This window comes from Flavobacterium panici (genome assembly GCF_903819335.1).
GTDB lineage: Bacteria > Bacteroidota > Bacteroidia > Flavobacteriales > Flavobacteriaceae > Flavobacterium > Flavobacterium panici.
In genome coordinates, this window is the sequence record NZ_CAIJDE010000034.1 from 353,043 (window position 1) to 370,405 (window position 17,363).

The following is a 17,363-nucleotide window of genomic DNA, read 5'->3' on the forward strand; positions in this document are numbered from 1 at the left end:
TTATGAAAAAGAACCTATTTTTATTAGGACTATTAGTTTGCTCTATGGTTACTATGGCGCAGACAGAAAAAACAGACAAACCAGAAAGCTGGTATTTTAAATTGGGTGGGTCATATTTCATCCAAACTGCTGCTGCTGAATTCCCAACTGTATCTGGGGCACTACCTAATACAGATGTTTATGGACCAGATGGTACGACTTTAATTTCTAGAGAAACTAATCATGGTTCTTTCGGACAAGGATTCCGTACAGGTTTAACGGCTGGATATCGTTTTACGCCGCGTTTAGGTGTGGAGTTAGGATTTAACTATTTTAATAGTGCAGATAAAACTATGGTTGAAACAACTCATAGATTAGTAGCTGCCGGACCAACTTTTGCAACTGGTAAAGCAGTAGGAAAACTTGAAGCTTATGATATTGCTCCTGCAATCGTTTTGTTTTTAGGAGAAACTCATGGTTTTGAGCCTTATACTAAAGTTGGAGTTATTGTTCCTGTTCACGGTACATTAGATATCGAAACTACTAGAACATATACAAACCCAGCGGGAGTAACAGAAACTTATTCAAAAGATGTAATTAAACCAAACCCAACTGTTGGATTTACTGCAGCATTAGGAACATCTTATAAATTAGGAACACACATTTCTCTTTTTGCTGAATTAGAGTACCGTAACTTTACAGTACACGGAAAAACAAAAGAAACAGAAATATATACTGAAAACGGTGTAGATAAATTAAACACACCTACGGCTTTCCGTCAAGATGCATCATATTCTGCAAGCCATACTAAGTATGTAAAACAAATTAATACTACTTCAAACAGTAAAGTAACTAATGCAGCTGGTTTTGACAATACAAAAGCAACTGATGATATTAGTTCTTACGTTGGAATTTCTGGTTTAGGATTTACTTTTGGTCTTAAATACAGCCTATAATTTTTTATAGACGTTTTATAGTTTTTTGAAGAAAAGGATATTCGAAAGAATATCCTTTTTGTTTTTTGTCATTTCGACTGAAAGGAGAAATCGCACTCGGGAATCCACAAAGAGAATCGCCAATCTTTGTCGAGTTTCTAGTGCGATTTCTCCTTTCAGTCGAAATGACAAATACTGTTTACTCTTCGACTTCGCTCAGAGTGACAATCTTAAGAGTTCGAATTCCTAAACTCCTTTAAAACTTCATCAATAACCCAGGTCGTTCTTGCTCCTGAAATTCCTTTAGATGGAGAAGCACCTTCTTTACCTAAAAGTTCAGCCATAACAGTTTCTATAAAAGGCTGTTGAATATGAAGTGGATTTTCTATCGTAATACTTTCTTTTTTACCATTTGTATATTGAATATGAATGGGATCATTTCCAAAAGTTGAAAACGAGATTTTACCTTTATCACCCACAATTTCAGTATTGTCATAACGCTCAAAACTGGCAAAATTCCACAAACCAGATCCGTGAATTCCGTTTTCAAATAAAAATGACATAGAAACCGAGTCTTCAGCAGGATAAGCTTGTAATTGAGAAGTCGCATGACCGCGAACCGATTTTATCGGACCTAAAACAAAATCCAGAAAATCTAAAGTATGGCAGGCCAAATCAACAAAAATTCCACCGCCTGAAATATGCGGTAAAACTGTCCACGGAAGATTAATTTCGTCGTCGTAACGAGCTTCAAAAGGATGATATAAAACAGTATTTACATGACGTATGTTTCCTAATTTTCCCTTGTCAATTATTTCTTTTATTTTTAAAAAGCGTGGTAAGCCTCTTCTGTAATAAGCAACAAATAAAGGAACATTATGTTCTTTACAGGCGCTGATCATTTCATTACATTCTTCAAAAGTCAAAGCCATAGGTTTTTCAACATAAACAGGTTTTCCGGCTTTGGCACACAAAAGAGTATATTCTTTATGAGAAGATGGCGGCGTAGCAATATAAACCGCATCAACTTCAGGATCGTTTATTAAATCGACTGCATTCGAATACCATTTCGGGACGTTATGGCGTTTGGCGTAATCTTCGGCAAGCTTTGCATCTCTTCGCATCACAGCAACCAAAGAAGAATTCGGAGCTCTTTGAAAAGCCGGTCCGCTTTTTACTTCCGTTACATTCCCGCAGCCTATAATTCCCCATTTTATAATTTTCATCGTTTGGTTATTTTAGTTATTCAAATTTAAAAAAAGGTTTGCCACGAATTGCACTAATTTCCACGAATTATTTTTTGAAGTTTTGCCACAGATTAAATAGATTTTCACAGATTAATAATAAAATCAGATAAAAAAATCATTTTAATTCTTTTAATCTGTGGCAAAAAATAGACACAAATTCACGAATTATTTTTTCCCGCAGATTTAGCAGATTCCACAGATTTATTTTACACATAGAATCAGCTTAATCTGCAAAATCTGCGTGAAACAAATTAATAAAGCCACAGATTAAAAAGATTCACACAGATTTTAAAAATCCATCTAATCCTTTTAATCTGTGGCAAAAAAATAGCCACGAATTCACAAAAGTAAATTCGTGGCTATAAAATTTTAACTTAAAGTCTTACTTCTTAGGTAAAGCTTTAAATCCCATATTATAAAGAGTGAAAGCCTGGATGTCTACATTTTCCTGAATTGTAGCCGCAACAGATTTCCCTGCGCCGTGACCTGCTTTTACATCAATTCTAATTAAAACAGGATTTTCTCCCGCTTGTTTGTCCTGTAATTCAGCAGCAAATTTAAAACTGTGCGCCGGAACTACACGATCATCATGATCTCCGGTTGTAACCATTGTTGCCGGATATTTAGTGCCGCTTTTAACGTTTTGAACAGGTGAATATCCTTTTAAGTATTCAAACATTTCTTTATTATCCTGAGCCGTTCCATAATCATATGCCCAACCCGCACCAGCTGTAAAGGTATGGTAACGAAGCATATCCATAACACCAACCGCAGGTAAAGCAACTTTCATTAAATCGGGACGCTGCGTCATTGTTGCGCCCACTAATAAACCTCCATTAGATCCTCCGCGAATCGCTAAATAATCAGATGAAGTATACTTTTGAGCGATTAGATATTCTGCAGCAGCGATAAAATCATCAAACACATTTTGTTTTTGAAGCTTTGTTCCCGCATCATGCCATTTTTTACCATATTCACCGCCGCCTCTTAAATTGGCAACCGCATAAACACCTCCGTTTTCCATCCAAACCGCATTCGAAATACTAAATGCAGGCGTCAAACTAATATTAAATCCGCCATAACCATAAAGAATCGTTGGGTTTTTACCATCTAATTTTGTTCCTTTTTTATAGGTAATAATCATAGGAACTTTTGTGCCGTCTTTTGAAGTATAGAAAACTTGTTTAGACTCGTAATCTTCACTTTTAAAATCAACTTTTGGTTTTTGATACACTTCTGATTTACCAGATTTTGGTTCAAAAGAAAAAATGGTTCCCGGAGTTGTATAGTTTGTAAAACTGTAGTATAAAATCTTTTCTTCCTTTTTTGCGCCAAATCCTCCGGCAGTTCCAACAGCAGGAAGTTTAATTTCGCGAACTAGTTTTCCGCTGTAATCGTATTGTAAAACCAATGAAACAGCATCTTTTGTATAATTGGCAAAGAAATAGCCGCCGCCTGTAGATGGAGATAAAACATTCTCTGTTTCTTTAATAAAATCTTTCCAGTTTTCCTGTTTTGGATTACTGAAATCTACCGAAACCACGCGTCCGTTAGGAGCGTTATAATCCGTTTGTATAAATAATTTACTTCCTTCGTTTTCGATAATATTATTATCACTATTGAAGTTGTCTACAATAGTAATAATCGGACTGTCTGGTGTTTTTAAATCTTTAATATAAAGTTCATTTCCGTAAGTCGAATTAGCAGCCGTAATCACTAAATAATGATTGTCTTCGGTCACATAACCGCCAACATATCTTCTTTTTTGATCTGCGCCAAAAATGACTTTATCTTCTTTTTGAGAAGTTCCTAACTTATGAAAATACAATTTGTGCTGATCTGTTTTTGCAGAAAGTTCACTTCCTTTTGGTTTATCATAACTAGAATAATAAAAACCTTCATTTCCAAGCCATGAAATACCGCTGAATTTTACATCAACAAGAGTATCTTCCAGAACTTTTTTAGAAACGGCATCAATAATAATCACTTTTCTCCAGTCGCTTCCGCCTTCAGAAATCGAATATGCCGCTTTGTTTCCATCTTTAGAAAAATCTAATCCGCCAAGCGAAGTAGTTCCGTCTTTTGAGAAAGTATTTGGATCCAGAAAAATCTCTTCTTTGCCACTTTGATCTTTTCTGTAAATAACAGATTGATTTTGAAGACCGTTATTTTTAGAGTAATAAGTAAACTTTCCTTCTTTTGATGGAGCGCCTATTTTTTCATAATTCCAAAGTTTTTCCATTCGTTTTTTAAGTTCCTCACGAAACGGAATTTTATCTAAATATCCATAAGTTACTTCGTTTTCAGCTTTTACCCAAGCTCCAGTTTCAGCAGATTTATCATCTTCAAGCCAACGATACGGATCGCTTACTTTCGTATCAAAATATACGTCGACAGTTTCTCCTTTTTTAGTTTCCGGATACTGAATTTTGTTTTGTCCAAATGAAATTCCTGCAGTTGTAATTGCCATTATAAGAAAGGTTTTTTTCATAGTTTTTGATTAACAGTTGTAGCAAAAATAGCACTTTTTGTGAGATATTTTTTAACCGCAAAGACACAAAGTCTTTTCGCAAAGTACGCAATGTTTTTAATCTCGCAAAGACGCGAAGTCGCAAAGAATTTTAAAACTTTGCGTCTCTGCGTCTTTGCGAGATTTTTTAAGTGCTAAGGATATTTTCTAATCACAAAGCTTAAATAAAACCTTGCGAACTTTGTGAAAACTCCTTGCGCTCTTTGCGGTTAAATAAAATTATAAATTGAAATTAACGCCCAGAACGATGTTTCTTCCAATATTTGGGATTCCGTCTGTTTTTAATCTTGAAAGGTGCGCAATGTATTTTTTGTCGAATAAATTGTTTCCGTTCAGGTTGATGTCAAAAGCAGTTTTACCCAATTTTACTGTTCCTCCAAAACCTAAATTTACCAAAGTATACCCTTTAGAAGCAGTTTCGAAACCACTCACATTATCCTGGCTGAAAGTTGAAGACACGTTTAAAGAAGCAAAACCTTCACTTAACCAGTTTTTGATATTAAATTCAGTTCTAAGCGTATTATTCCAGTTGTTTGCAGGAATTAACGGCAGGTAATCGTTATTATCTTTTTTACCCGTTACAGTTTCAAAACTAGTTTCAAAATGCAGCCAGTCTAAAGGATGCGGGTGAAAATGTATACCAGCTTCACCTCCGTACAATTGTGCATTATCCTGAACATAAGCAAAAACATCATTATCATCACGCGTTTCTCCAGTTGGCGAAGTGTAGATATAATTATTTACATGATTGTAAAATCCGTTTACGAAAAACTCAAAATGCGTGTTTTTGTATTCTAAATTCAAATCAGTCTGAACATTTTGTTCTGTTTTCAAATCAGCATTTCCAATTTCATAGCGATTTGTTCCTTCGTGAACCCCGTTTGAAGTTAACTCCGCTAAGTTTGGCGCTCTAAATCCGGTTGCAACATTTAAACGAAGTGTAAGCGGTTCAGCCAGTTTTGTTTTATAACCTAAAGAAGCATTAAAACTGTCAAAAGATTTGTCAAGAGGTAAAAAATAACCTTCTTCGCCTTCAATTCCGTGCGCATCAGAAGTAACGTTTCTGTTGTCAAAACGTAATCCGGCTTGTAAAACGCTGTTGTCCCATTCGTAATTTGCAGTTCCAAAAACACCAAAATCATTTGTTGTCGCATCTGGAATTAAATATTCTTCACCCGAATTTTTATTCGTTTGATGCATTCCCTGAACACCTACAATCGTTTCAATTTTTCCGAATTTAGGAAAATGATATTTTAAATTGTAATTCAAAGTATTCAGTTTCATGTGAAGCGAAGCATTGTTACTGTCTTCAAACTCGCTTCGGTCATTTGAAATATATCCCAAATCAACATCCAGTTTTGAGTTTTCAAAAAAGATCACATTGTTTAAACTCAATAAATGATTAAAGATTCCCTGTCTTGGAAACTGTGTGTCTTTACTTGAAGATTGTTCTGCAATTCCATCTTCAGGAATCCCAATATCCAGTTTGTTGTAATTGTATCTTAAAACACTTGAGAAACTTGAATTACTGTAACCAATTCCGGTTTTAAAATCCGTTTCATTGTAACGAGAGTTTGTTACGCGGTCGCCATCAGCAATTTTATAATCAGAATGAGTATTATAACTTCCACGCGCCAGAAATTTCCAATTGTCAGTAGACGTTTTTAATCCAATAGAAGAATTACTTCCTTCCGTATTTGTAAAATATTTTTGACTGAAATTAGCTTTAAAAGTACCGGCATCAGCAAATTTTTCAGGATTAAAGTATAAAACCCCTCCTAAAGCATCAGAACCGTACAATAGCGATGCCGGGCCTTTAATAACTTCAACACTTTCAATTCCGGCATCGTTTAAACCTAAACCATGTTCGTCTCCAAACTGCTGGTTTTCGATACGAACGCCTTGAGAATATACTAAAACACGGTTTCCGCTCAATCCGCGAATAACAGGTTTACCAATAGATGTTCCGGTAGAAATTTGCGAAACCCCAGGAATAGTTGCCAAACCTTCAATTAAAGTTGAAGTCCCTTTTTGCTGTAAAGTTTTAATGCTTTCATGCTCGATTTTCATTACGTTTTGCGATTGCAATTTGTTGAAAGGCGTAGAAACCACAACTTCATCCATTTCTAAAATAGATTCTTCGAGTGTTACGTCAACAGTATTTTGTTTTACTAATTTTAAGATATTTTTATTTTGAGTGGCATATCCAACATAAGAAAAAGACAGGCGTAAATTTCCGTTTGGAAGATTGTTTAATTCGTATTTTCCGTTTGCATCAGTCGTTGTTCCTTTATGCAATTCTGATGCGTAAACAGAAACGCCCGGTAATGGCTGGTTTTGATTGTCAGTTACTGTTCCTGAAACCGAATTTTGGGCAGAAAGCAAGCCCGAAAACCCTAAAACAAGGGCAATTATTAATTTTTTCATTTGAAAATTTTGCTATAGTTAAATGGATTTTTTTCTTTTAAATGAAAAACTTAAACGAACAGTAAAGTATTCTAATCCCAATTTAATAAACAGGATTAGGAAACTCAAAGTTGTTTTGAATTTAGATTTTAAAAAAAGAGATGTTGAATTATTAAGAAACTATAGCAGCGGGAGGGCCACGTAATAAATACGAAGTTGTTGAAACGGAGAAAATCTTTTCTGACAGCGGGAAAAAATAAGGGATTTCGCTGCTGAAAGAATGAAATTGAAAAGAGAAAGTTTCCGGAACAATATAACTTCCAAAAGCAAAATTACAAACATAACAAAGGTCGTAATTATGGTGCTGATGCGTTATTTCGCCACTTGGATCATTATAATTGTGGTGACATTGTTTTTCTGAAAGCTGTTTTACAATATGCTCATAACTGTGTATGGACTGAAACAATATCGAGAACAATATTGTGACAGCAAAAGAGAAACTTAATATGAGCTGTTTTTTCTTCATACAGGACAAAGGTATAAAAGATCAAATTCATTTTTTGAATTCTAATGCAGATTCTTTGAAAAAAGTTCAGCAAACACAAATATTCGTCATCAAAAACAGAATAATTGCTTTCTAATCGCTACCTGAACTATCATTATATTATATTTGTAAGTGAAATAAATCGATTCAATTAAGCGTTTATTTTACAGAACCTCTTTTAAACTCAAAAAATTATATGCGATTTCTATTTAGCTGTTTGTTTTTAGTTTCATTTTTTAATGCTTTTTCGCAAGAAGATGTCAAAGCAGAAATAAAACCTATAGTTAAAATAGATTCTTTGTACAGAGAAGATCAGTTTTATTTTTCTGTAACCTATAATATGTTTACAGATATTCCTCAAAAATTCAAACAGAACAAATTTTCCCTTGGACTTTCGGGCGGATTTTTGCGCGACATGCCAATCAATAAAACCAGAACAGTTTCTATTGCAGCTGGTTTAGGATTGAGTTATCAAAATTACTATCAAAATTTTGGTATTTCAAAAGATGGAAACGGAGCCGTAGTTTATAATGTTGTAGATGCCGGAGAAATTTCTTCAAATCGATACAGACAATATTCTGTAGAACTTCCAATAGAATTTAGATGGCGTAATTCGACCTATGAAAGCACAAAATTCTGGAGAATTTATGGCGGAGTAAAATTAAGTTATATCTTTTCTAGTACTTCTATTTTAGACGATGGGGAAAATACATATCGTATAAATAATAATGATGCCATTAATAAATTCCAATACGGGCCTTATATTTCTGCGGGTTACAATACCTGGAATGTTTATTTGTATTATGGTTTGAGTCCGCTGTTTAAAGATGGTGTTACCACATTAACCGGAGAAAAAGTAACCATGAAAACGCTCAACGCAGGATTGATATTCTACATTTTATAACCACAAATACAAAAATAATACCTGAGGCAAAACACCAATTAACAAACCAATTGATATTTCTTTTGGTGTATGAGAATTCATTTCTAATCGGGACGAAGCCACAATTCCAGACAATAAAATTAACAACGCGCCCCAATACGGATTGTGCATTTGTAAATGAATATTTAATCCAATTGCAAAGATTGTAAACCCTGTAATAGCGGTCATGTGCAGACTTGCTTTAATTTTAAAAAGCGAGCATACCAAGGCTAATATTGTACTAAATAGCGCACCCAGAAAAAAGAAATGCAATTCAGGATAACGGGTAATTACAATACTTCTTTTTACTAATAAAATATATAAAAAGCATTGTAAAATAAGCGGAATGCGACGCTGGGAGTTTTCCGGAAGCATCATCGATTTTACATGTCCGGTTGAGCGTAACAGCATGAAAAACAGAATGGGAACAATAATGGTAATAACCAAAATTTGAAACAGAACAAAGTATTTTTCCTGCGTTGTAAAAATATCATCCTTACAATAAAGGTATAATAATGTAGCGTACATCGATATAAAAATCGGATGGAGTATATAGGAGAATAATGGAAGTATTTTTTTCAAAACGTATTATTTTGTGGTATTGAACAAATATAAGGAATTAATGTTTTTTGCAATTAACTGCGTAAATTTTCACAAATTATTAGCATTTTTCTTTGCCACGAATATTTATTTTTTTTGCCACGAATTACACTAATTTCCACGAATTATTTTATTTGCTGGATGCTTAAAATATTAGCCACAGATTAAAAAGATTCTCACAGATTAGAAATCCTTTAAATCCTTTTAATCTGTGGCAAAAAATTAAAGAATAATTCGTGGAAATTAGTGCAATTCGTGGCAAACCCATTTTCACATTTCAAAATAAATTAAGAAATATTAGTGTAATTCGTGGCAAACCTTTTTTTAAATTTGACAAAAAGAAATTACTAAATGAGCATAAATTTAAAAAGCCTAATCCCAGTTTTTAACGCCGAATGGATAGGTTCAGATTCTGATATTTTTGTAGATCATATTTCGATCGACAGCCGTTCATTACAAAACGGGTCTAAAACATTGTTTATTGCCCTTTCTGGGGTCAATAATGATGCTCATTTGTATATTTCAGAATTGATTGAAAAAGGTGTTCAGAATTTTGTCGTTCAGGATATTCCCGAAAATGTAAAAGGAAAAGCTAATTTTTTCCTCGTAAAAAACACACTCAAAGCACTTCAGGAATTGGCAGGATATTATCGTGATTTATTCGATTTCCCTATAATTGGTTTAACCGGAAGCAACGGAAAAACCATCGTAAAAGAATGGCTTAATTTCCTTTTAAGTCCCGATTATAATATTATCCGAAGCCCAAAAAGTTACAACTCGCAAGTTGGCGTTCCGCTTTCTGTTATTGCCATAAATGAGAAACATAATTTAGGAATTTTCGAAGCTGGAATTTCAACGGTTAATGAAATGATTAATCTCGAAAAAATCATCAAACCTAATATTGGCGTTTTAACCAGTATAGGTTCTGCGCACGATGAAGGTTTCGAAAATCTGACACAAAAAATCAAAGAAAAATTACTGCTTTTCAAAAAGTCGGCCGTAATAATCTATCAAAAAAATGAATTGGTAGATCAATGTCTTTTAGATTTTTCGGCGGAATTTCCACTTCAAAACAGAACGTTATTTTCATGGAGTTTTACAGACGCTTCTGCCGATGTTTTTATTCTGATGAAAGAAACTAAAAATGATTCGACAGTAATTAAATATCAATATAAAGACGAGGTTTTCAATTTAGAAATTCCGTTTAGTGATTCGGCTTCTATCGAAAATACCATTTCCTGTTTATTGGTTTTACTGCGTTTTAACTATGATTTTGAAGTTATTCAAAATCGTGTAAAATTGCTTTATCCGGTTGAAATGCGTCTTGAAGTTAAAAACGGAATCCACAATTGCAGTTTAATTGATGATAGTTACAGTTCCGATTTTCAGTCGCTGAAAATTGCATTGGATTTTTTAGAAAGCCAGAAAAAAAATGCTTCAAAAGCTGTTATTTTATCTGATATTTTTCAAAGCGGATTTTCAAACGAAGAACTTTATTCTAAAGTTGCCCAGTTAATTTCTGATAATAAAATCAACCGAGTTATCGGAATTGGAACCACGATTTTATCTTTTGCAGATAAATTCCCAAACAGCACGATGTTTCAAAATACGGCAGCATTTATTGCCGAAATTGAAAACTTGAATTTCAATAATGAAACCATTTTAATAAAAGGGGCAAGATCATTTCAGTTTGAAGAAATCGTTTCGCTGCTGGAGGAAAAAACGCATGAAACGGTTCTCGAAATTAATCTTGATGCCATAAATCATAATTTAAATTACTTCAAATCAAAACTTGCCGACGATGTAAAAATTATGGTTATGGTAAAAGCTTTTGGTTACGGAAACGGCGGACTTGAAATTGCAAAATTACTTGAACATAATAAAGTAAATTATTTAGGTGTGGCTTTCGCCGATGAAGGAATTTCGCTGAAAAACGGCGGAATCAAACTGCCAATTATGGTTTTAAATCCAGAATCGACCAGTTTTCCGTCGATAATTCAGTATAAATTAGAACCTGAAATTTACAGCATAAAAGGATTAAACGCCTTCTTGAAAATTGCCAGAGAAAAGAATTTAAAAGATTTTCCAATTCACATTAAAGTCGATACAGGAATGCATCGTTTGGGTTTTGAAGATAATACAATCGATGAGTTAATTGCGACTTTAAAAGGAAATTCAACCGTTCGTGTTCAAAGTATTTTATCGCATTTGGCAACAAGTGACGATATGAACCATTATGATTTTGTCATTCAACAGATTAATTTATTTGAGAAATTATCTTCAAAATTAATGACAGAATTAAACATAAACCCAATTCGTCATATTTTAAACACATCCGGAATTAGCAATTTCCCAGATGCACAATATAATATGGTTCGTTTAGGAATTGGTTTATATGGTGTTTCTAATGATCCATCAGAACAGAAATATCTGGAAAATGTGGGAACTTTAAAATCGATCATCTCACAAGTTCGTACGATTCCAACTGGCGACAGCGTAGGGTACGGACGTCGTTTTATGGCCGAAAAAGAAACCAAAATTGCCACAATTCCAATTGGTTATGCAGATGGAATTTCGAGATTATGGGGCAATCAGGTTGGTTTTGTAACCATTAAAAATCAAAAAGCCTATATCGTAGGAAGCGTTTGTATGGATATGTTAATGGTTGATGTAAGTCATATCGATTGTAAAGAAGGCGATTCGGTAATTATTTTCGGCGAAAGCCCAACCGTTATCGAAATGGCCGAAGCTTTAAAAACCATTCCGTATGAGATTATGACAAGTATTTCGCAGCGTGTGAAACGAGTATTTTTTAGATAGATTTTGGAAACTCTAAAGAAAATTACGTATTTTCGGTATAATTAATTTATAAACTAAAAGAAATAATTATGAGTGTATTTTCAGAATTTAAGGAATTTGCAATGAAAGGCAACGTAGTCGATTTGGCTGTCGGTGTGATTATTGGAGCAGCTTTTGGTAAAATTGTAAGCTCATTAATTGAAAATGTAATAACACCATTGATATTGAAACCGGCATTAGACGCGGCCCATTTATCAACTATCGAAGAACTGACGGCTTTTGGAGGTGTCAAATATGGTTTGTTTCTATCGGCAGTAATTAACTTTATAATCGTTGCTTTTGTTTTATTCTTAATCATTAAAGGAATAAACAATCTTAAAAAGAAAGAAGATCCTGCTCCCGCTGCACCAGCCGGACCGACTCAGGAAGAACTGCTTACTCAAATTAGAGATCTTTTGAAAAATAAACAATAATACAATATACCGCTACACTAAGTCTAACTTAACCGCTTCTTGATTGGAGCGGTTTTTTTAATCTAATACTAAAGATTGTAAGAATATGAAAATACAGGTTTTAAATGACCGAGTTCAGAAGCTTTTTAGGAGCGGTTCATATTCTATGGATATAACTAAACAAATTGAAGCAGAGCTTAAAACGTTAAAGAAAGAAAAGGCAGTTGCTATTTCAGATCTGTTGCTGTTTAATTTGAGCAATAAAGATTTAAAAGGAGTGAACGCTATGCTGGGTTTTTTGATGGCTGTTTATGATTTTGAAGGAGAAGAAGAGCAGATAATAAGTCTTACCCTGATTGAAATACTGGCAAAACTTACACCATTGTATCGTAAATCAGGTAATCTGGAGATAGAAACTTTGTATTATTTGATTTTTGATATTATTTTTCAGAATACGGGTCTGATAGAAGAATTAGATCTGAAAGCAAAAGAGGCTCTGATCTGCGAAATTATTGAAATATCAAAATTGAAATATTCAGAAGACAAAAGTAAGGATAGTGATTTACTAATGGCGCTTCAAAAAATTATAGATATCGGATTTTATTTTGGAGATCAGAAAGGAAAAGAAATGTTAGAAAGTAGCTTTTTGAATCATTTCGATGAATTTGTTGCAGGTTGTGCAAAAGATGAATTGGAGACAAATTGGTCTGATAGTTAAAATTATTTGGGATTCATGTAATTTTACATATTGTTTAATTTATAACATTTTGTTATTTTTTGTGAAGCATGTTGTTTTCGTTTTTATTATAACTATTTTTGCAGAGTAAAATTAGATTAATAGCTATTTAAAAATATAAATAATGAGAATTGCAGTTGTAGGTGCTACCGGAATGGTTGGCGAAGTAATGCTTAAAGTTTTAGCAGAAAGAAATTTTCCTGTTACAGAATTAATTCCTGTTGCATCTGAAAGATCAGTAGGAAAAGAAATTGAATATAAAGGAACCAAATATAAAGTTGTTGGTTTACAGACCGCTGTAGATATGAAAGCTGATATTGCAGTTTTTTCTGCCGGAGGTGATACATCATTAGAATGGGCTCCAAAATTTGCTGCAGCCGGAACAACTGTTATTGATAACTCATCTGCATGGAGAATGGACCCGACTAAGAAATTAGTAGTTCCGGAAATCAATGCATCTGTATTAACAAAAGAAGATAAAATTATTGCAAATCCAAACTGTTCTACTATTCAAATGGTAATGACTTTGGCTCCTTTGCATAAAAAATACAACATTAAAAGAATCATCGTTTCTACTTACCAATCTATTACAGGAACTGGTGTAAAAGCGGTGAAACAATTAGAAAACGAGTACGCAGGAATTCAGGGTGAAATGGCTTACAAATATCCAATTCACAGAAATGCAATTCCTCACTGCGATAGTTTTGAAGATAACGGATACACTAAAGAAGAAATGAAATTAGTACGTGAAACTCAAAAAATTCTTGGTGATAACACTATCAGAGTTACAGCTACTGCAGTTCGTGTACCGGTTGTGGGTGGACATAGCGAAGCAGTAAATGTTGAGTTTACAAATGATTTTGAAGTAAATGAAGTTCGTGAAATTCTACACAATACTGATGGAGTAGTGGTGCAGGATAATTTAGATACATTTACTTACCCAATGCCATTATATGCAGAAGGTAAAAATGATGTATTTGTTGGGAGAATCCGTCGTGATGAAAGCCAGCCAAACACATTAAACCTATGGATCGTTGCTGATAACTTAAGAAAAGGTGCTGCAACAAACACGATTCAAATTGCTGAATATTTAATCGCAGCAGGTTTGTATAACTAGAGATTAAAGAAAATTGTTATAAAGAAAAAGCCGTAATTGCAGCAATGTAATTACGGCTTTTTTGATGCCTTTTGTTTGTGTATAGAGAACAGAAACCCGACAGGTTTTTATAAACCTGTCAGGTTTAAATCGTAACGATAAAAAAAGCGAGAACCAATTTGATTCTCGCTTTTGTATTTTTAATATTCAGGAGCCAGTTCTAATTCGAGTCCTTCTAATTCTTCAGTAATTGGGATCTGACAGCCTAAACGGCTATTAGATTTAACATAAAACGCTTCCGAAAGCATAGCCTCTTCTTCATCTCCCATTTCTGGTAACGCAACATCATTTAGAACATAACACTGGCAGGAAGCACACATGGCCATTCCTCCACAGGTTCCTTCAACAGGAAGTTCGTATGCCTTGCATAACTCCATTATATTCATTGCCATATCAGTCGGAGCCTGTAATTCGTGTATAACTCCTTCTCGATCTTTAATCTTTATTAATACATCCATTTATTATTGGAATTTTATTGGTAGGATTTTATAACGTGAAAAAATCCTCGTATTTATACTAACTCGTAGGTTTTGTGCTAAAAGCGTATTCTTTTCCGTTGCTTTCTTTAAGACGCATTTTTACGCCTAAAATAGTATCGCTTTTCTCAAGAATTGTAATAACAGCAACTACTGAATAATAATCTCTGTCAGATTGAAAAATTAATGTGCCTTCGTAAGTAGAGTTTAAAACTCCTTGTTTGTCTGTCGTTGCAGAAACCTTTCTCGGATTAGAAAATTGCGCTGAACTGTAAGTAGCTTTGTTTGAAAATTTTCCTTTTCCATCAACAAAATCGTACAAGAAATCATAATTCCCAATACTTAAAGTTCCAGGTACATCAGCAGGGTTAATTGAAAATACAATTTTTCCTGAGTATGTAAAATCTGACCATTCTTCGGCTTCGCTTATCCAAGCTTTGTCAACAACAACTGTTTTATTTTGCGCATAAATGCCTGACGCAAAAAACACTAACAAAAATAGAGTGTAAAATTTCTTCATAAAATATAAGATTAAGGGTTATGTCACAAATTTAAGTTAAAAATGTAACAAATAGTTAACTAAAACTCTTAAATCTTTATATTGTTTTTTATGAAATCCTCAAAAAACCACAATAATCGAGCTGGTTTATTGAATTTTTATAAATCTTTCCACTTAAAGGCCTATTATTCTTGTTAATTCAACAAATCAAAAACAACAGGAAAAATATCGTTTTTTGTTACATGATATTTACCACAGTTTCAATTTGCGGTGCATATTTTTTTATAGTAGTTTCTACTCCGGCTTTAAGTGTCATCTGGTTTACGCTGCAGCTTATGCATGCGCCTTCCAGACGAACTTTTACATGTTTATCGTCATCTATAGAAATTAGCGAAATATCTCCGCCGTCAGACTTTAAGAATGGCCTGATTTCGTCTAAGGCCAATAAAACATTATTTGTTAATTCTTCTGTTGTCATAATTAATGTGTCAATTGTGAAAATGTGCCAATTAGATAATTATCTAATTGCCGTATTATCTCATTATCTAATTATTTAATTTTTTTTAACTGCAGAGCAGCCTGCCATAGTTGTAATTTTAATGGCTTCAGTAGCAGGAAGACTTTCGTTTCTGTTTACTACTTCCTGAACTACGTTTCTGGTGATTTCTTCAAAAACAGCTTCAATAGGCGATGCAGTTTGTAAAGCTGCAGGACGTCCGTAATCTCCCGCTTCACGAATAGACTGTACAATTGGAACTTCCCCTAAAAACGGAACATCTAAATCTGCTGCAAGATTTTTTGCACCTTCTTGTCCAAAGATATAATATTTATTATTTGGCAATTCTTCAGGTGTAAAGTAAGCCATGTTTTCGATAATTCCCAAAACAGGAACATTAATATTATCCTGCATAAACATCGAAACTCCTTTTTTAGCATCGGCAAGAGCTACAGCCTGCGGTGTACTTACTACAACAGCTCCCGTAATAGGTAAAGACTGCATGATAGAAAGGTGAATATCTCCAGTTCCCGGAGGTAAATCAAGAAGCATGAAATCTAATTCTCCCCAGTCTGCATCAAAGATCATTTGGTTTAATGCTTTTGCAGCCATTGGACCTCTCCAGATTACTGCCTGGCTTGGTGCTGTAAAAAATCCAATAGAAAGCATTTTAATTTCATAACTTTCAATTGGTTTCATTTTCGATTTTCCGTCAACAGTAATCGAAACCGGTTTTTCATTCTCAACATCAAACATAATTGGCATAGAAGGCCCATAAATATCGGCATCTAAAACTCCAACTTTAAAACCCATTTTTGCAAGCGTAACGGCAATATTTGCAGTAACGGTTGATTTACCAACTCCTCCTTTTCCGGAAGCAACGGCAATAATATTTTTAATTCCCGGAATAGCACGACCTTTAATTTCGGCTTTCTCCGGAGTTTCAACTTTAATATTTACTTTAATTTTAGCATCGGTAGATATTAATTCGTGAATCGTTTTTTTAATATCGTCTTCAGCTCTTTTTTTAATATGCATCGCTGGCGTATGCAATACTAAATCAACAACAACTTCGTCGCCAAAAGTAAGTACGTTAGCAACCGCACCGCTTTCGACCATATTTTTTCCTTCTCCAGCTATAGTGATTGTTTCTAAAGCTTTAAGAATTTCTTTTCTATCTAATTTCATTTTATTGTGCTATTATATATGGAAAGAAACCGATTTAAAAATCTATATTAATTTAAACTGATTTCAGAGTGCAAAGATAACAGATTAAGTTCGGATTTAAACCCTTTTAAATTGTATTTATTGATATTGAGATTAGCCAAAATGATGAATCCTGATTATTTAAAACCATTAAAATTCAAAAATAGGTTTTGAAACCTTATTCTGTAATGATTTCTTATAATTATAACGAATACTAAAATGTATGAAATTTACAGCAGTAAATGTAAGAATTGTCAAATATCTTGATTAAATTTGAGTGCCTTAAATCTAAGATTTCCAAATAGTACAAAAAAGTATGAAAACTTATTTTTGGAGCTTCGTTATGAGTTTTCGATATTTTTTAAATGATTTAATATTAA

At 33.7% G+C, this 17,363-nt stretch carries 15 protein-coding genes; 6 read left to right on the forward strand and 9 right to left on the reverse strand.

All coding sequences use genetic code 11. From position 1 onward, the window contains the following. The first annotated feature begins 2 nt into the window (after positions 1–2). Positions 3–935, forward strand: a complete 933-nt coding sequence (locus FLAPXU55_RS07760; RefSeq protein WP_180857201.1) for an outer membrane beta-barrel protein — start codon at positions 3–5, stop codon at positions 933–935. Between the two features lie 209 nt (positions 936–1,144). Here FLAPXU55_RS07760 and FLAPXU55_RS07765 read toward each other — a convergent pair whose 3' ends face one another. From FLAPXU55_RS07765 to FLAPXU55_RS07780, 4 genes are all read right to left on the reverse strand, one after another. After that, complete coding sequence (locus tag FLAPXU55_RS07765) at positions 1,145–2,140, reverse strand: Gfo/Idh/MocA family protein (RefSeq protein ID WP_180857202.1); 996 nt, start codon at positions 2,138–2,140, stop codon at positions 1,145–1,147. A 403-nt stretch (positions 2,141–2,543) separates the two neighbouring features. Further along, the gene (locus FLAPXU55_RS07770) at positions 2,544–4,652 is read right to left on the reverse strand and encodes a prolyl oligopeptidase family serine peptidase (RefSeq protein WP_180857203.1); all 2,109 of its coding nucleotides are present in this window, start codon (positions 4,650–4,652) and stop codon (positions 2,544–2,546) included. A gap of 258 nt (positions 4,653–4,910) precedes the next feature. Then, a complete protein-coding gene (locus FLAPXU55_RS07775; RefSeq protein WP_180857204.1) occupies positions 4,911–7,118 on the reverse strand; it encodes a TonB-dependent receptor in 2,208 nt (735 codons plus the stop codon). Positions 7,119–7,269: 151 nt separating this feature from the next. Beyond that, a complete protein-coding gene (locus FLAPXU55_RS07780; protein WP_053471482.1) occupies positions 7,270–7,623 on the reverse strand; it encodes a hypothetical protein in 354 nt (117 codons plus the stop codon). Between the two features lie 214 nt (positions 7,624–7,837). On the opposite strand from FLAPXU55_RS07780, the gene FLAPXU55_RS07785 reads away from it, so the two are divergent. Continuing rightward, entirely contained in the window at positions 7,838–8,545 is a 708-nt protein-coding gene (locus tag FLAPXU55_RS07785) for a porin family protein (protein ID WP_180857205.1), read from the forward strand. Here FLAPXU55_RS07785 and FLAPXU55_RS07790 read toward each other — a convergent pair. Next, on the reverse strand, positions 8,540–9,145 hold the full coding sequence (locus FLAPXU55_RS07790; protein ID WP_235992004.1) for a hypothetical protein: 606 nt from the start codon (positions 9,143–9,145) through the stop codon (positions 8,540–8,542). The two genes, FLAPXU55_RS07785 and FLAPXU55_RS07790, sit on opposite strands and share 6 nt — an antisense overlap. A gap of 369 nt (positions 9,146–9,514) precedes the next feature. Between FLAPXU55_RS07790 and FLAPXU55_RS07795 the strand changes: the two genes are divergently transcribed. The 4 genes from FLAPXU55_RS07795 (at position 9,515) to FLAPXU55_RS07810 (ending at position 14,267) form a co-directional block, all read left to right on the forward strand. Continuing rightward, positions 9,515–11,983, forward strand: a complete 2,469-nt coding sequence (locus FLAPXU55_RS07795; RefSeq protein ID WP_180857206.1) for a bifunctional UDP-N-acetylmuramoyl-tripeptide:D-alanyl-D-alanine ligase/alanine racemase — start codon at positions 9,515–9,517, stop codon at positions 11,981–11,983. Positions 11,984–12,051: 68 nt separating this feature from the next. Beyond that, on the forward strand, positions 12,052–12,435 hold the full coding sequence (gene mscL, locus FLAPXU55_RS07800) for a large conductance mechanosensitive channel protein MscL (RefSeq protein WP_180857207.1): 384 nt from the start codon (positions 12,052–12,054) through the stop codon (positions 12,433–12,435). 85 nt (positions 12,436–12,520) lie between these two features. After that, entirely contained in the window at positions 12,521–13,132 is a 612-nt protein-coding gene (locus FLAPXU55_RS07805; protein WP_180857208.1) for a hypothetical protein, read from the forward strand. Between the two features lie 142 nt (positions 13,133–13,274). Beyond that, a complete protein-coding gene (locus FLAPXU55_RS07810; protein WP_180857209.1) occupies positions 13,275–14,267 on the forward strand; it encodes an aspartate-semialdehyde dehydrogenase in 993 nt (330 codons plus the stop codon). 179 nt (positions 14,268–14,446) lie between these two features. Here FLAPXU55_RS07810 and FLAPXU55_RS07815 read toward each other — a convergent pair whose 3' ends face one another. The 4 genes from FLAPXU55_RS07815 to FLAPXU55_RS07830 all read right to left on the reverse strand — a co-directional run bounded on the left by FLAPXU55_RS07815 (position 14,447) and on the right by FLAPXU55_RS07830 (position 16,965). Then, on the reverse strand, positions 14,447–14,764 hold the full coding sequence (locus tag FLAPXU55_RS07815) for a 2Fe-2S iron-sulfur cluster-binding family protein (RefSeq protein ID WP_012023404.1): 318 nt from the start codon (positions 14,762–14,764) through the stop codon (positions 14,447–14,449). 58 nt (positions 14,765–14,822) lie between these two features. Next, positions 14,823–15,302: a hypothetical protein gene (locus FLAPXU55_RS07820; protein ID WP_053469914.1), complete on the reverse strand. Its 480-nt coding sequence runs from the start codon at positions 15,300–15,302 to the stop codon at positions 14,823–14,825. A gap of 217 nt (positions 15,303–15,519) precedes the next feature. Next, positions 15,520–15,759, reverse strand: coding sequence for a NifU family protein (locus FLAPXU55_RS07825; RefSeq protein ID WP_053469915.1), 240 nt, complete (start codon positions 15,757–15,759; stop codon positions 15,520–15,522). A gap of 75 nt (positions 15,760–15,834) precedes the next feature. Further along, complete coding sequence (locus FLAPXU55_RS07830; protein ID WP_053469916.1) at positions 15,835–16,965, reverse strand: Mrp/NBP35 family ATP-binding protein; 1,131 nt, start codon at positions 16,963–16,965, stop codon at positions 15,835–15,837. Positions 16,966–17,363 lie beyond the last annotated feature (398 nt).

Bases quoted from the DNA above. Each gene is read 5' to 3' on its own strand.
- FLAPXU55_RS07765 (WP_180857202.1), bottom strand. From the start codon at position 2,140: ATGAAAATTATAAAATGGGGAATTATAGGCTGCGGGAATGTAACGGAA.
- FLAPXU55_RS07770 (WP_180857203.1), bottom strand. From the start codon at position 4,652: ATGAAAAAAACCTTTCTTATAATGGCAATTACAACTGCAGGAATTTCA.
- FLAPXU55_RS07820 (WP_053469914.1), bottom strand. From the start codon at position 15,302: ATGAAGAAATTTTACACTCTATTTTTGTTAGTGTTTTTTGCGTCAGGC.
- FLAPXU55_RS07815 (WP_012023404.1), bottom strand. From the start codon at position 14,764: ATGGATGTATTAATAAAGATTAAAGATCGAGAAGGAGTTATACACGAA.
- FLAPXU55_RS07795 (WP_180857206.1), top strand. From the start codon at position 9,515: ATGAGCATAAATTTAAAAAGCCTAATCCCAGTTTTTAACGCCGAATGG.
- FLAPXU55_RS07760 (WP_180857201.1), top strand. From the start codon at position 3: ATGAAAAAGAACCTATTTTTATTAGGACTATTAGTTTGCTCTATGGTT.
- FLAPXU55_RS07780 (WP_053471482.1), bottom strand. From the start codon at position 7,623: ATGAAGAAAAAACAGCTCATATTAAGTTTCTCTTTTGCTGTCACAATA.
- FLAPXU55_RS07825 (WP_053469915.1), bottom strand. From the start codon at position 15,759: ATGACAACAGAAGAATTAACAAATAATGTTTTATTGGCCTTAGACGAA.
- FLAPXU55_RS07830 (WP_053469916.1), bottom strand. From the start codon at position 16,965: ATGAAATTAGATAGAAAAGAAATTCTTAAAGCTTTAGAAACAATCACT.
- FLAPXU55_RS07775 (WP_180857204.1), bottom strand. From the start codon at position 7,118: ATGAAAAAATTAATAATTGCCCTTGTTTTAGGGTTTTCGGGCTTGCTT.
- mscL (WP_180857207.1), top strand. From the start codon at position 12,052: ATGAGTGTATTTTCAGAATTTAAGGAATTTGCAATGAAAGGCAACGTA.
- FLAPXU55_RS07805 (WP_180857208.1), top strand. From the start codon at position 12,521: ATGAAAATACAGGTTTTAAATGACCGAGTTCAGAAGCTTTTTAGGAGC.
- FLAPXU55_RS07785 (WP_180857205.1), top strand. From the start codon at position 7,838: ATGCGATTTCTATTTAGCTGTTTGTTTTTAGTTTCATTTTTTAATGCT.
- FLAPXU55_RS07810 (WP_180857209.1), top strand. From the start codon at position 13,275: ATGAGAATTGCAGTTGTAGGTGCTACCGGAATGGTTGGCGAAGTAATG.